This window comes from Poseidonocella sp. HB161398 (genome assembly GCF_005870025.1).
Taxonomy (GTDB): Bacteria; Pseudomonadota; Alphaproteobacteria; order Rhodobacterales; family Rhodobacteraceae; genus Mangrovicoccus.
This window is the reverse complement of sequence record NZ_VATA01000010.1, coordinates 11,735-25,165: the sequence shown is the minus strand read 5'-3', so window position 1 is coordinate 25,165 and position 13,431 is coordinate 11,735. Positions and strand designations below refer to the sequence as shown.

General features: G+C 69.4%; 14 protein-coding genes, 1 tRNA gene and 1 pseudogene. 8 read left to right on the top strand and 8 right to left on the bottom strand.

The window, feature by feature from the left end:
- The first annotated feature begins 15 nt into the window (after window positions 1-15).
- From FGX59_RS10135 to FGX59_RS10120, 4 genes are all read left to right on the top strand, one after another.
- A complete protein-coding gene (locus FGX59_RS10135; RefSeq protein ID WP_138466420.1) occupies window positions 16-675 on the top strand; it encodes an ABC transporter ATP-binding protein in 660 nt (219 codons plus the stop codon).
- The gene (locus FGX59_RS10130) at window positions 653-2,155 is read left to right on the top strand and encodes a capsule biosynthesis protein (protein WP_138466419.1); all 1,503 of its coding nucleotides are present in this window, start codon (window positions 653-655) and stop codon (window positions 2,153-2,155) included. The genes FGX59_RS10135 and FGX59_RS10130 overlap by 23 nt, the downstream gene beginning before the upstream one ends.
- A complete protein-coding gene (gene kdsA / locus FGX59_RS10125; RefSeq protein ID WP_138466418.1) occupies window positions 2,155-2,988 on the top strand; it encodes a 3-deoxy-8-phosphooctulonate synthase in 834 nt (277 codons plus the stop codon). Before FGX59_RS10130 ends, kdsA begins: the two co-directional genes overlap by 1 nt.
- Window positions 2,989-3,101: 113 nt before the next feature.
- A tRNA-Gln gene (locus FGX59_RS10120) sits at window positions 3,102-3,176 on the top strand.
- A 147-nt stretch (window positions 3,177-3,323) separates the two neighbouring features.
- Here the strand turns inward: FGX59_RS10120 and FGX59_RS10115 are convergent.
- The 7 genes and pseudogenes from FGX59_RS10115 to FGX59_RS10090 all read right to left on the bottom strand — a co-directional run bounded on the left by FGX59_RS10115 (window position 3,324) and on the right by FGX59_RS10090 (window position 8,830).
- Window positions 3,324-4,016: an aspartate/glutamate racemase family protein gene (locus FGX59_RS10115; RefSeq protein ID WP_138466417.1), complete on the bottom strand. Its 693-nt coding sequence runs from the start codon at window positions 4,014-4,016 to the stop codon at window positions 3,324-3,326.
- Complete coding sequence (locus FGX59_RS10110) at window positions 3,983-4,939, bottom strand: hypothetical protein (RefSeq protein ID WP_138466416.1); 957 nt, start codon at window positions 4,937-4,939, stop codon at window positions 3,983-3,985. Before FGX59_RS10110 ends, FGX59_RS10115 begins: the two co-directional genes overlap by 34 nt.
- Window positions 4,936-6,261, bottom strand: coding sequence for a TRAP transporter large permease (locus FGX59_RS10105; RefSeq protein ID WP_240722379.1), 1,326 nt, complete (start codon window positions 6,259-6,261; stop codon window positions 4,936-4,938). Before FGX59_RS10105 ends, FGX59_RS10110 begins: the two co-directional genes overlap by 4 nt.
- Before the next feature lie 138 nt (window positions 6,262-6,399).
- Window positions 6,400-6,843 (bottom strand): annotated as a pseudogene (locus tag FGX59_RS38640) (TRAP transporter small permease); the annotation flags it as partial.
- Between the two features lie 120 nt (window positions 6,844-6,963).
- Window positions 6,964-7,932 carry a TRAP transporter substrate-binding protein gene (locus tag FGX59_RS10100; RefSeq protein ID WP_138466414.1) on the bottom strand — a complete coding sequence of 323 codons (969 nt, stop codon included), beginning with the start codon at window positions 7,930-7,932 and terminating at the stop codon, window positions 6,964-6,966.
- A 244-nt stretch (window positions 7,933-8,176) separates the two neighbouring features.
- On the bottom strand, window positions 8,177-8,428 hold the full coding sequence (locus FGX59_RS10095; RefSeq protein ID WP_138466413.1) for a GlsB/YeaQ/YmgE family stress response membrane protein: 252 nt from the start codon (window positions 8,426-8,428) through the stop codon (window positions 8,177-8,179).
- A gap of 93 nt (window positions 8,429-8,521) precedes the next feature.
- Window positions 8,522-8,830 (bottom strand): hypothetical protein, encoded by a 309-nt coding sequence (locus FGX59_RS10090; protein ID WP_138466412.1) that lies wholly within the window; start codon window positions 8,828-8,830, stop codon window positions 8,522-8,524.
- A 185-nt stretch (window positions 8,831-9,015) separates the two neighbouring features.
- Between FGX59_RS10090 and FGX59_RS10085 the strand changes: the two genes are divergently transcribed.
- The 3 genes from FGX59_RS10085 (at window position 9,016) to FGX59_RS10075 (ending at window position 11,554) form a co-directional block, all read left to right on the top strand.
- Window positions 9,016-9,741: an NYN domain-containing protein gene (locus FGX59_RS10085; protein ID WP_138466411.1), complete on the top strand. Its 726-nt coding sequence runs from the start codon at window positions 9,016-9,018 to the stop codon at window positions 9,739-9,741.
- A gap of 77 nt (window positions 9,742-9,818) precedes the next feature.
- Entirely contained in the window at window positions 9,819-10,991 is a 1,173-nt protein-coding gene (locus FGX59_RS38145; protein ID WP_240722361.1) for a cytochrome c family protein, read from the top strand.
- A 74-nt stretch (window positions 10,992-11,065) separates the two neighbouring features.
- On the top strand, window positions 11,066-11,554 hold the full coding sequence (locus FGX59_RS10075; protein WP_138466410.1) for a TspO/MBR family protein: 489 nt from the start codon (window positions 11,066-11,068) through the stop codon (window positions 11,552-11,554).
- Window positions 11,555-11,588: 34 nt separating this feature from the next.
- On the opposite strand, the gene FGX59_RS10070 is transcribed toward FGX59_RS10075, so the two are convergent.
- On the bottom strand, window positions 11,589-12,410 hold the full coding sequence (locus FGX59_RS10070; RefSeq protein WP_138466409.1) for an LOG family protein: 822 nt from the start codon (window positions 12,408-12,410) through the stop codon (window positions 11,589-11,591).
- Between the two features lie 77 nt (window positions 12,411-12,487).
- Here FGX59_RS10070 and dapD point away from each other — a divergent pair, with 77 nt between their 5' ends.
- Window positions 12,488-13,315, top strand: a complete 828-nt coding sequence (gene dapD, locus FGX59_RS10065) for a 2,3,4,5-tetrahydropyridine-2,6-dicarboxylate N-succinyltransferase (protein WP_138466408.1) — start codon at window positions 12,488-12,490, stop codon at window positions 13,313-13,315.
- Window positions 13,316-13,431 lie beyond the last annotated feature (116 nt).

Here is a 13,431-nt window from a genome sequence, read left to right as displayed (position 1 = left end):
GCCCGGAGTAGGCGGATGATCGAGTTTGCAGGGGTAAGCAAGGCGTTCTGGACCGGCACCAGGTACAAGGTGATCCTTGACCGGGCCAGCTTCACCGTGCGCCCCGGCCAGTCGCTCGGCATCCTCGCGCGCAACGGCACCGGCAAGACGACGCTGATCAACATGATGGCGGGGCTGGAAAAGCCCGACGAGGGCGCGATCCGCCGCAACTGCCGGGTCTCCTTCCCGCTGGGCTTCATGGGCGGCGTGATGGGACGGCTGACCGCGGCCGAGAATGCCCGCTTCATCGCCCGGCTCTACGGGCTCGATCCCGACTATGTCGAAGCCTTCTGCCGCTGGCTCTGCGGGCTGGAGGAGTATTTCGACCGCCCCGTCGGCCAGTACAGCTCCGGCATGCGGCAGCGCTTCTGCTTCGCGCTGATGCTGGCGCTGGATTTCGACCTCTACCTGATCGACGAGGGCATGCCGCGGGCGACGGATGCGGAGTTCAACCGCAGGGCGGCCGGCATCCTGAAGGAGCGGCTGGCGAGCACGACCATCGTCATGGTCTCCCACCAGCCCGACACGCTGGAGAAGTTCTGCAGCTCCGCGGCGGTGCTGCGCGACGGGCGGTTCTACCGGTTCGAAACCCTGGAAGAAGCGAGGCGGCTCTATGACTACCGGGCCGCAGGCTGATCCCGATCCGGGCGCGGCCCGGCGCAGGGCCCGGCAGGAGCGGCGCCGCGCGAAGGCCGCAAGGCGGCAGGCCGCCAAGGCGGAGGGCCGCGCGGGCGTCGAGGCGGAGGGATTCTCGGGCCAGCAGCTGCGCAATGCCATGCGCTTGGCGCGCCATCACGGCCTGGCTGCCGCCGACCCGTTCGAGGCGGTCCGCCAGCTGCGCGCAAAGGGGATCGACCCGCAGGGCCCGGCCAATCCGCTCAATCTGGTGGTCGACAACACCCGCCCCGCGGCCGCCGCGCTGCAGGTGCCGGTCATGCCCGGCCTCTCGCCTGCGCAGCTTGCCGACGAGCAGCGCCAGCTGCTGGAGATCGAGCGGATCCAGAAGGACATCGCCCAGCGGCGCAAGCGCAGCTTCTCGCGCCTGTGGATGCGCATCCTGGGCCTCGTTCTGCTGCCGACGCTGGCGGTCTGCCTCTACCTGAAGGTGGTCGCCTCGCCGGTCTATTCCACGACGGCGGAATTCATCGTCCAGAAGGCCTCGGGCGGCAGCGGCATCGGCTCGCTGCTGGCGGGCACCTCCTTCGGCTCCTCGCAGGAGGCGGTCGCGGTGCAGCGCTATATCGGCTCGAAGGAGGCGATGGTGCGGCTCGCCGCCGAGAAGGGCTTCATCCGGCATTTCTCCGACCGCCGGCTCGACCCGATGGCGCGGCTGCCGCGGGACGCCACGATCGAGCGGGCCTACAAGCTCTACCTGCGCCGGGTGAAGACCGGCTACGACCCGACCGAAGGGGTGATGAAGCTGGAGGTGATGGCCGCCGATCCGGCCTCGGCTGTCGAATTTGCCGATGCGCTGGTCTCCTATGCCGAGGAGGTGGTGAACCACCTGACCCTGCGCCAGCGCGAGGACCAGCTTGCCGCGGCGGAGCGCGCCTTCGCCAAGGCGGAGGCCGAGATGGAGGCGGCGCAGCGCCGGGTGCTGACCCTGGAGGAGACCCGCGGCGTGATCAGCGCCGAGGCGGAGATCGGCGCGCTGATGGCGCGGATTTCGGCCTTCGAGACCCAGCTGGCGCAGGAGCGGCTGGAGCTGGCGGGGCTGCTCGACAACCGCGCGCCGAACACGGCGCGGGTCTCGGCCTCGGAACGCGCGATCGCCCGGCTGGAGACGATGATCGCGGAGCTCAGGGCCGAGATCAACGATCCCGGCGCCGGGCGGCTGTCGCTGGCGCAGATCAATGGCGACCTGCGCGTCGCCGAAGCTGCGCTCGCCACCCGCCAGGCGATGCTGCAGCAGGCGCAGCAGGCGCTGCAGGGCGCGCGCAGCGAGGCGGAGCGGCAGGTGGGCTACCTGTCGCTGAACGTGTCCCCGGTCGCGCCGGAGCAGGCCGCCTACCCGCGGGTGGCTGCCAACACGGCCATGGCCTTCCTGATATTTGCTGGTATTTACCTTGTGGTATCTCTGACCGCATCCGTCCTGAAGGAACAGGTGACAAACTGATGAAAACCATCTCCGTCGGCGATCTGACCATCGGGAACGACTCGCCGCTGACCGTGATCGCCGGGCCCTGCCAGCTCGAATCCCTCGACCATGCCCTGATGATCGCCGAGACCATGGCCGCCGCCTGCGCGGAGGCCGGGGTCGGCTATGTCTTCAAGGCCTCCTACGACAAGGCGAACCGCACCTCGCTGGGCGGCCGCCGCGGGCTCGGGATCGAGGCCGGGCTCGACATCATGTCGGCCGTGCGCGACAAGATCGGCTGCCCGACCCTGACCGACATCCATACCGAGGACCAGGCCGAGCAGGCCGCCAAGCAGGTCGACATCATCCAGATCCCGGCCTTCCTCTGCCGCCAGACCGACCTGCTGCTCGCCGCGGGCGAGACCGGCGCCGTCGTCAATATCAAGAAGGGCCAGTTCCTGGCGCCCTGGGACATGCCGAACGTGATCTCCAAGGTGGAGAGCACCGGCAACGAGCGCATCCTGCTGACCGAGCGCGGCGCGTCCTTCGGCTACAACGCGCTTGTCGCCGACATGCGCAGCCTGCCGACGATGATGAAGACCGGCTATCCGGTGGTGATGGACGCGACCCATTCGGTGCAGCAGCCGGGCGGGCAGGGCGGTTCCTCCGGCGGGCAGCGCGAATTCGCGCCGGTGATGGCGCGCGCCGCCGTCAGCCTCGGAATCGCGGCGGTCTTCATCGAAACCCACGAGGCGCCGGACACCGCGCCTTCGGATGGTCCGAACATGATCCCGCTCGACCAGATGCCCGCGCTGCTGGCCTCGCTGAAGGCATTCGACGCGCTGGCGAAGGCGGATCCGATCCGGCTCTGAGCCTTCCGTGGGGGCACGGACCGGCCTGTCGCCGGTCCGTGAAATTTCCGCGAAAAAAATGCGTTTCGCCTCTTGCACCCCCCGGCCCCACACAGTACATCCGCCTCCACCGTTGGGGTGTAGCCAAGCGGTAAGGCAGCGGTTTTTGGTACCGTGTACCGTAGGTTCGAATCCTACCACCCCAGCCAACCTTCTCCGGAAGGGAAATGACGGCCTTCGCAGCGCAAGCTGCGGGGCCGTTTTTCATTTGCGGAACAGTGACTTGCCTCCGCCACTGCAGGGCGGGGAATCCGGCGCCCGCGCGGGTTTCCGGCCGCAGGGCGCGCCGGATCTGCTCAGCGCGGCGCGACCATCCTGGCGCCGTCGAGGATAGAGAAGACCGGCCGTCCGGTGGCCCGTCCGATCGCCGCCGCATAGGGCGGCAGGTTCCCGCATTCGAGCAGAATCGCCCCGACGCCGGGATGGCGCGCGACGAGACCGCGGGCGCCCTCGACGGCGACCGCCTCCATCGCCGCCGGGTCGAAGGCCTCGATCTGCCGCGCCTTGGCGGCGAGGAACGTGCCGGCGAAAAGCGGGTCATGGTCGAGCCCGGCGATGCGCACCTCTTCGGGCCGTCCGCCCGCCGCGGCGATGGCCGCGGGGCCGAGCGCGGCGGCCGAGGCGGTGAGGATGCCGACCGGGCGCCCGCCGGTCATCTGCCGCACCACCGGCAGCAGCGACAGCCCCGAGAGCAGCACCGGCACCGGCAGCCCGGCGGCGATCTCCGCCTGCACGCTGACGAGGAAGCCGCAGGTCGAGGTGACCAGGCAGGCGCCCTCCTCGGCAAGCTGCCGGGCGGCTGTGCGGAAGCCCTCGACCAGTTCCGGCGCCGGGCGGCCGTCGCGCACGATGTCGGGGCTGCCCGCGCCCGGCACGATCCTCAGCCGCGCGGGCAGGTGGTAGCTGCCGGGATTGCCGGCATCGCCCGGAATGCGCGGGAAGCGCGTGTCGAGGCTCAGGATTCCGATGAAGGGGGCAGGGGAGGACATGGGGCGCGCCAGCGGTCGTGGAGGGAGAAGAGGAACGGGGTGGCGTAGATCGGGAACTGCATCATCGCCACGAAGAGGGTCAGCCGCGGGTCATAGGGCAGCGAGGCGAGGACCAGCACGGTGTTGCGGTTGCCGAAGACCAGCCCGGCCGCCGCGGCGGAGGCGGGCGGCAGGACCGTCCCGGCAAGGCTGCGCAGCGCCAGGTGGCCGCCGAGATTGACTGCCCCGGCCAGGCCGAGAAGGAGGAGCGCCTCGGCCGGATCGGCCAGAACGGCCTCGCGCATGCCCGCCATCAGCGGGAAGAGGAAGACGATCATCAGGATCGCGGCCAGCCCGTTGAACAGGTCGGACTGCTCGGCGATCCGGGCCTGGCCCAGCAGGCGCTGGATCGCCAGCCCCGCGGCGATGCCGAAGGCCAGGATGCCGAGCACCCGCAGTGCCAGCGCCGCGACGGGGATGTCGAAGGGCAGCCCGGTCAGCGCCAGCGCGACCGGCAGGAAGAGCGGTGCCAGCAGCGTGCCGAGCAGCGTCAGCCGCAGCGCCAGCGCCAGCTCGTAGCCGAGCATCAGGCAGAGATTGGGCGAGGCGCTGAGCGGCGGGGCGGCGCAGAAGACCGCGATCAGCGCGAGGATCTGCGGATCGACCCCGAAGAGCCGCCCCAGCGCGGCGGCGGCGCCTGCCAGCAGCACCTGCGTGACGAAGAGCCAGCCCGCCAGCCGCAGCGCCGCGCCGGGCGCCAGCAGGCGGCGCAGCGTCGCCGGGTCGAGCGGCTGGCGCGCGACCGCAAGCGCGGTGGCGAGGCTGACCAGCTGCGGGAGCGCCGGGCGCAGCGCCTCGGCATCGACCGGCAGGAAGGGCACGACCGAGAATCCCGCGGGCAGCAGGAGCGAGGCATGGCGCCCGGCCAGGGCGACCGGGTTCATCGCGCGGCCTGGATCGTGTCGGGCAGCCAGGTGGCCAGTCCCGGCGCGGCCACCAGGATGGCGACCATCAGCACCATGATCAGGAACATCGGCGCCGCGGTGCGGGCGATATAGGTCATGTCATGCCGCGTCATCCCCTGCAGCACGAAGAGGTTGAAGCCCACGGGCGGGGTGATCTGCGCCATCTCGACCACCACGACGATGAAGATGCCGAACCACATCAGGTCGATCCCGGCGGCACGGATCATCGGCTCGATGATCGCCATGGTCAGCACCACGGCGGAGATCCCGTCGAGGAACATGCCGATGATGATGTAGAACACGGTCAGCGCCGCGATCAGCGCGACCGGCGACAGATCCATCGCGGCGATCACCGCGGCGAGGCTGCGCGGCAGCCCGGTGAAGCCCATGGCCAGCGTCAGGAAGGACGCGCCCATCAGGATCAGCGCGATCATCGCCGAGGTGCGGGTGGCGCCGAGCAGGCTTTCCAGGAAGGCCGCGCGGCTGAGCGAGCCCTGCAGCCCGGCGAGGAGCAGCGCGCCGATCACGCCGAAGGCGGCGGCCTCGGTGGCGGTGGCGATGCCCGCATACATCGAGCCGATGACCACGAGGATCAGCACCACGACCGGGATCAGCAGGGTGGAGGCGCGCAGCTTCTCGGCCAGCGACAGGCGCGGCTCGGGCTCGGGCGCCTGGTCCTTCCGGATCACCGACCAGAGCGCGATATAGGCCATGAACATCGCCGCCAGGACCAGCCCCGGCAGCACGCCCGCCATGAAGAGCCCGGTGATCGATTCCTTCACCGTCACCCCGTAGACGATCAGCGTCAGCGAGGGCGGGATCATCAGCCCCAGCGTGGCGGCGCCCGCCAGCGTGCCGACGATCATGAATTCGGGATAGCCGCGCTTCCGGAGTTCCGGGATCGACATCTTGCCGACCGTGGTCAGCGTCGCGGCGGAAGAGCCCGAAACGGCGGCGAAGACGGTGCAGCCGACCACGTTGGAATGCAGCAGCCCGCCGGGGAAGCGCGCCAGCCAGGGCGCGAGCCCCTTGAACATGTCCTCGGACAGGCGCGTGCGGTAGAGGATCTCGCCCATCCAGATGAAGAGCGGCAGCGAAGTCAGCGTCCAGCTCGAGGACGAGGTCCAGACGGTGATCGACATCGAGCTGCCGGGATTGCGCGGGGTGAAGCCGATCATCCCCATATAGGCCACGCCCATCAGCGCCAGCCCGACCCAGAGGCCCGAGCCCAGCAGGAAGAACATCACGAAGAGGAAGACGCCGATCTTCAGCCCCGTCGCGTCGCGGTCGAAGCCGGTCATCAGGTGGATCGCCGCATAGAGCGCCAGCGCGCAGCCGAGCGCCAGCGCGATCCGCAGCTTCACCGAAGAGAGTGCGTCCTTCAGCACCGGCTTCCTCGGCGTGTCGATGCCGTAGCCCTCGGTGAAGAGCAGCGAGACGAGCGCGTCGATCACCGCCACGGCGAGCAGGGTCGCGCCGAGGGCCATGGCGATCTGCGGGATCCACAGCGGCGTGCCGTCCTGGCCCTGGCTGACATCGTTGATCTTGCGGCTCAGGAGCGGCGCCTGGATCGCGTACCAGGCGAAGAACACGGCCACTGCCGAGGCGACGGTGTAGCACCAGATCTCGACGCCGCGGCGCCAGCGTCCGGCGCGCTCGACCAACATGCCGACGCGGATATGCTCGTTGCGGCGGAACGTGTCGGCCAGCGCCAGGAAGGAGGCCGCGGCCATCGCGTAGCCCGCGTAATTCGCGCCGCCGGGGAAGAGCACGCCCAGCCAGCGCGTCACCATCTGGGCGACGACGAGGCCGAGGATCGCCAGCAGCGCGAGCGCGGCGCCGTAGCCGGAAAGGGCGTAGAGCCGGTCGAGGAAACGGCGCATCAGGTCACCTTGCACTAGTTTCGGCCCTTGCCGGGCCGGGTATCGGTCCATCCGTCAGGCGGATAGCGAAAAGGGGCGCCCCGGACCATGCCGGACGCCCCTGCTGCCGCGGCGGCGGCGTCACTCGGCCTTGTAGGCGTCGACGATCGCCTTGCCGTCGTCGCCGGCGGTCTCTAGCCATTCGGCGGTCATGGTCTCGCCGATCTCGCCGAGCTTGGCCATGATCGGCTCGGCCGGCGGGTTCACGTCCATGCCGTTCTCGGCCAGGGTCGCGACGAAGCCGCCGGAAAGCTCGGCCGCCTTCTCGGCGCCGCGTGCCTGCGCCTTGGCCGCCTCGTCAGTGACGCAGGTCTGCGCCGCCTCGGACAGCCCCTCGAAAGCGTCGGTATTGACGAAGACGGTGTTGCGCGGGAGCCAGGCCTTCACGTCGTAGAAATTCGTCATGTCCTCCCAGACGCTCTCGTCCACGCCGGTCGAGCCCGAGGAGATCATCGACGAGACCAGCCCGGTGGCCAGCGCCTGCTTCAGGTCGGCGGCCTCGATCTGGGTGGGGACCATGCCGGCCAGCTCGGCGACGCGGGCGGTGATGGAGTTGTAGGCGCGGAACTTCACGCCCTCCATGTCGGCGGGCGTCGCCACCGGCTTCGAGAAATACAGCCCCTGCGGCGGCCAGGGCACGGAATAGAGCAGGGTCAGGTTCTGCGCGCCCAGCACCTTGGCCAGCACCGGCTGGGCGGCGGCGCGCAGCTTCTCGGAGGCCTCGAAGGAGGTCGCGAGGAAGGGGATCGAGTCATAGGCGAAGACCGGGTTCTCGTTGGCATGGGCCGAGAGCAGCCGCTCGCCGATCTGCGCCTCGCCGAGCTGCACGGCGCGCTTGATCTCGTCGCCCTTGAACAGCGAGCCGCCGGCATGGATCACGATCTCCAGCTCGCCGCCGGTGCATTCGGCCACGGCATCGGCGAAGGTCTGGGCGTTCTCGGTATGGTAGTTCGAGGCCGGATAGGCGACCGGCATGTCCCAGGTCTCGGCGGCGGCGGCGCTGCCCAGGGCGGTCGAAAGCGCGAGAATCGCGGCTGCGCTGAGTTTCATGTCTTCCCTCTCTGTCTCGTCTGCTTGTGCCGTTCTCTCCGCCCGCGGGGGGCGGCGGCGGCGTGACAGGGGGAAATTGGCAGATGCGGCCCGGTTTGGGAATGACGCAAAGCTCGGGTCGTCATGACGAAAAGTCATGATCCGCTGCCTTGGGCGTATTCCGGGGGGCGGCAGGGGCGGCGGGCCGCCAGGGCGGCCGGCCAGCGTCGGAATGCGGGGCCGGGCGGGTCCGCCCGGCCGGGGGTCAGGCGCGGCGCAGGAAGCGGGCGCCCGCGATCAGGATGCAGGCGCCGATCACGCCGACGATCAGGTTGGCGATGATGCCATAGGCCTGCCAGCCGACGATCATGGCGAGCACGAAGTTCAGGATCACCGCGCCGAGGATGCCGAGCACGATATTGGTCAGGAGCCCGTGCGAGGCGTCCATGATCTTTTCGGCGATCCAGCCCGCGAGCGCGCCGACGATGATTGCGAGAAGCCAGCCAATTCCGGCCATGGGGATATCCTCCGGTCTACAGGGGCCTGCGAAGCAGGGTTCGGGCATCCAACGCGGATGCGGCCGTTCCGTTCCCCCGGGGACCGACGGAAATCAGCTGCAGATGATGCGGCCGACGGTCTCGCCATCGGTGCTGGTCACGGTCAGCCGGTGCGGGTTGTAGTCCTTGGTCACCGACTCGTCCGGGCCGAGATAGCGCTTGGGCCCGCCATAGGGCAGCGACAGCGCCGGGGCGAGCGGGCCGCCGACCAGATCCTGGTAGGCTTCGGCGCCGCAATCGGCGGAATTGATCGCCGAGGCGGAGGCAGAGCCGGCAGAGCTGCCGGTCGAGGAGGGGCCCGCCGGATCGCAGGCGGCGAGGGCGAGGCAGGCGAGAATGGCGGGAATGAGGCTCTGGCGCATATCGTACTCCGGATCGACCTGGCGAAAATGCGGCAGGCGGGGCGGAATCACAAGCTGGCCGGCGGGCGGCGCCCCCGGGCTGTGGCATTTGCGACAGGGTGGGGCCGGGATTGCTGCCGGTCTCGCCGCTGGCCTCGGCGCGCCCGACCGGATAGGAAGGGGCTGACGCAGACTGGAAAGCGACCATGCCCGACGACCGCAGCAAACTCCTTGCCGTCCTGATCGATGCCGACAACGTGCCCGCGGGCTATGCCGAGGCGATCTTCGAGGAGATCACCTCGCTCGGCGAAGCCTCGGTGCGGCGCATCTACGGCGATTTCGCCCGCGAGGGGCTGAAGACCTGGGCGAAGAAGCTGGCCAAGCTGGCCATCGTGCCGATCCATTCGCCCTCGAATACCCGCGGCAAGAACTCCTCGGACATCTCGCTGGTGATCGACGCGATGGACATCCTGCACCAGGGCCGGTTCGACGGTTTCGTGCTGGTTTCCTCCGACAGCGACTTCACCCGGCTCGCCAGCCGCATCCGCGAACACGGGCTCGATGTTTACGGCATGGGCGAGCAGAAGACGCCCGAGGCCTTCCGCATGGCCTGCAAGCGCTTCATCTATGTCGAGAACCTGGGCGACGACGGCGCCGAGACGCAGCTTCCGGCGGCGCCCGGCACCGCGCCGAAGCGCAAGCTGGAGCCGACCGATGCCCGCACGCTGGTGCTGCGCGCGATGGAGGCGATCGACCAGGATGACGAATGGTATTCGCTGGGCCAGATCGGCCAGCACATCACCGCGGCCAATCCCGATTTCGACCCGCGCACCTATGGCAAGAAGAAGCTGACCGAGCTGATCGCCGAGCTGCCGATCCTGGAACTGCGCCGCGGCGCGGGCAACCAGTGGGAAGCGCGGCGTCTTGACTGAGGCTCGAATCCCGGCTTTGCGCGGGCGCAATTCCTGACGTAGGGTCATGGCACTGACAGCCAAGGCGGGAGCCTGCCATGACCCAGCCCCGGACCGGTCCCTCCGTCCTGCGCCGCAGCCTCTCCGTGCTGGCCGTGGCAGTCGTGGCGGTGGCCGGGTTCGCTGCCTATGTCGAGCTCCTCGGCCCGCGCTACGATCTGGGGCCGTTCAACCGGCTCTATGACTGGTACTATGCGCTGCGCATGCCCGTCCCGGGGGATGGCGAGCCGCAGGCGGTCGAGGCCGGGGACGACGACTTCGCCGAGCTTCTGGCCGACGCGGATCCGGACCGCGGCGAGGGCGTCTTCCGCCGCTGCGCCGCCTGCCACCATCTGGACGGCCGCCCTGCCGCGGGACCGCCGCTTGACGGCGTGATCGGGCGCCCGGTGGCGGGGGTGGAGGGCTACGGCTATTCCGGGGCGCTCCGGGCGACGGGCGGGATCTGGACGCCGGAAATGCTCGGCGGCTACATCGCCGACCCGCAGGGCTTCGCGCCGGGCACGAGCATGGCCTTTGCCGGGCTGCGCGATCCGCGCGACCGCGCCGATCTGGTCGCCTACCTGATGCTGCAATCGGGGGTCGCGGACTCGATGGCGCAGGCGGCGGCCTTCGTGAAGGCGCAGCTCGGCCGGGCGCGGGTCGCCTTCAACACGCCGGCGCGCATGGTCTACAAGCAAAGCGCGGCCGTGCAGCTGGCGCTGGTCCCGCAGGAGCGCGACGGCGTCGCGGAGGAGGGCGGGGCCGTGCCCGATCCCGTCGATCTGCTGTCGGACGCGCTGCAGGGCGAGACGGTCGAGATCGCGGGCGTGCCCTACAGCATCGACATGCGCGCCACGCTTCTCGGCAATGATTTCAGCATTTCGCCGACCGGGCCGCAGCCGCGCCGGGTGGTGCCCGGGCTGCATGCGGTCTGGGCCTGGCTGGTGACGCCCGAGCGCTTCGGCGAGGATCTGCCGCTGCAGCTCGAGCTAGAGGCGCTGGTCCAGGATCCGGACGGGCAGGAATCCTCGGTCTCCGCCCGCGTCCTGACCGCGCAGATCGATGTCGATGTCGGAACCTGGGACTGGCTGGTCTTCCACGCGGCGAATGTGAAGCTGGTGCATGGCGCGCTGGTGGCGGTCGGCGGCACGCTGCTGGCCGTGGCGAGCTGGCTGTGGAAGCGGCGCCGGAGCGGGCAGAAGCCGTCCGGAGGCGGCGACGGCGCAGGGTGACGTCCGGACCGGCTCGACCCGGGCGCGGGCCGGACTAGTCTAAGAGACCCGACCCCTCTTCCGGAGAGCGATCCATGGATCCGACCCTGTTCAGCTGGCCCGTTTTCGCCACCCATCTTGCCGCCGCGGCCGTCGCCGCCGCGACCGGGGTGATGTTCAAGCCGGGCAATTGGTACGCCCATCTGCAGAAACCCGGATGGACGCCGCCGAACTGGATGTTCCCGACGGTCTGGACGCTGCTCTACCTGCTGATGTCGGTGGCCGCGGCGCTGGCCGGGGCGCAGGAGGGCAGCGCGCTGGCGCTTTCGCTCTGGAGCCTGCAGATCGCGCTCAACGCGGTCTGGTCGCCGGTCTTCTTCGGCCTGCATCACATGCGCGCAGGCCTGGCGGTCATCGGGCTGCTGTGGCTTGCCGTCGCGGCGACCGCCTGGGCCTTCTGGCTGCTCTCGCCGCTCGCGGGCGCGCTGATGCTGCCCTATCTCGCCTGGGTGGCGGTGGCCGCGGCGCTGAACCTCTCGGTGCTGCGCCGCAACCCGGAAGCGGCGGCCTGGAAGCTCGGCTGAGCGCCGGGCCTCCGGGCCCGGCCAGGCCTCCGGGTCAGGCCTCCAGCACGATCTTCGCGGCCTCTTCGCCGGTCTCGACGAAGCGGAAGAGGCCGAGATCGTCGGCACCGATCGTGCCGGCGGCCTCCAGCGCCTCCCAGTTGATGATCGAGCGCCAGAACTCCTCGCCGAAGAGCAGGATCGGCACCGGCGACATCCGCTGGGTCTGGATCAGGGTCATCGCCTCGAAGAGCTCGTCGAGCGTGCCGAAGCCGCCCGGGAAGACGGTGATTGCCTTGGCGCGCATCAGGAAATGCATCTTCCGGATGGCGAAGTAGTGGAAATTGAAAGAGAATTCCGGCGTCACATAGGCGTTCGGCGTGGCCTCGAAAGGCAGCACGATATTCAGCCCGATGGACTTCCCGCCCGCTTCATGGGCGCCGAGATTGCCGGCCTCCATCACGCCGGGGCCGCCGCCGGTGACGACGACATTCTCGGTGCCGCCGGATTTCTTGCTCTCCAGCGTCACGAGGCGGGCGAATTCGCGGGCCTCCTCGTAGAAATGGCTGAGCGCGCCAAGCGCCGGGGTGCGGGCGCTGTGCTTCTCCGCCGGCGAGGGGATGCGCGCGCCGCCGAACATCACCACGGTCGAGACGATGCCCGCCTCGTCCATCATCAGCTGCGGCTTCAAGAGCTCCAGCTGCAGCCGGACAGGGCGCAATTCCTCGCGGGTGAGGAAGTCGGAATCGTCGAAGGCCAGCCGGTAGGTCGGCGAAAGCGTCTGCGGCGTCTGCTCTTCGAGGAGGCTGCGCCGGATGTCTTCCCGCGCGTCGGGAAGAGGGTGGGCCTTGGGCCCGCGGGTCGTCTTGTCTGCCATATGGATTGCACCCTCCGACCCATAGCCGTATAGCCCGGTCCAACGCGACGCCAGTCGAAACCTGTCGGAGAGGCCCCATGTCACACGCAGATCTGGAAACCGCCATCGAGGCCGCCTGGGAGGCCCGGGACACGATCACCCCCGAAACCAAGGGCGCGACCCGCGATGCCATCGAAACGACGCTCGACGCGCTCGATTCCGGCAAGATCCGCGTTGCGGAGAAGCAGGCCGACAACTCCTGGCACGTCAACCAGTGGGCCAAGAAGGCCGTCCTCCTGGGCTTCCGCCTGAAGGACATGGAAAAGCAGTCGGGCGGCCCGCAGGGCGGCGACTGGTGGGACAAGGTCGACAGCAAGTTCGCCGACTGGAAGAAGAAGGACTGGAAAGAGGCAGGCTTCCGCGCCGTGCCGAACTGCGTCGTCCGCAAATCGGCCTATATCGCGCCGGGCGTGGTGCTGATGCCGTCCTTCGTGAACCTCGGCGCCTATGTCGACTCGGGCACCATGGTCGATACCTGGGCGACCGTCGGGTCCTGCGCGCAGATCGGCAAGAACGTGCATCTCTCGGGCGGCGTCGGCATCGGCGGCGTGCTGGAACCGATGCAGGCCGGTCCGACCATCATCGAGGACAACTGCTTCATCGGCGCCCGCTCGGAAGTCGTCGAGGGCGTGATCGTCCGCGAAGGCTCGGTGCTGGGCATGGGCGTGTTCCTGGGCCAGTCGACCAAGATCGTCGACCGCGAGACCGGCGAAGTCACCTATGGCGAGGTCCCCGCGGGCTCCGTCGTCGTCGCGGGCACGCTGCCTTCGAAGAACGGCGTGAACCTCTACTGCGCGGTGATCGTGAAGCGCGTCGACGAGAAGACCCGCTCCAAGACCTCGATCAACGAGCTGCTGCGCGACTGATCCGCGGCCAGACGGCTTTCGGAGGGCTTCCCCGCGGGGAGGCCCTTTTCCGTTTGCGGTGCAGCGCGCGCGGCTGCCGCATATTCCCCTGTGCGCCGGTTTGACCACAACGGCGC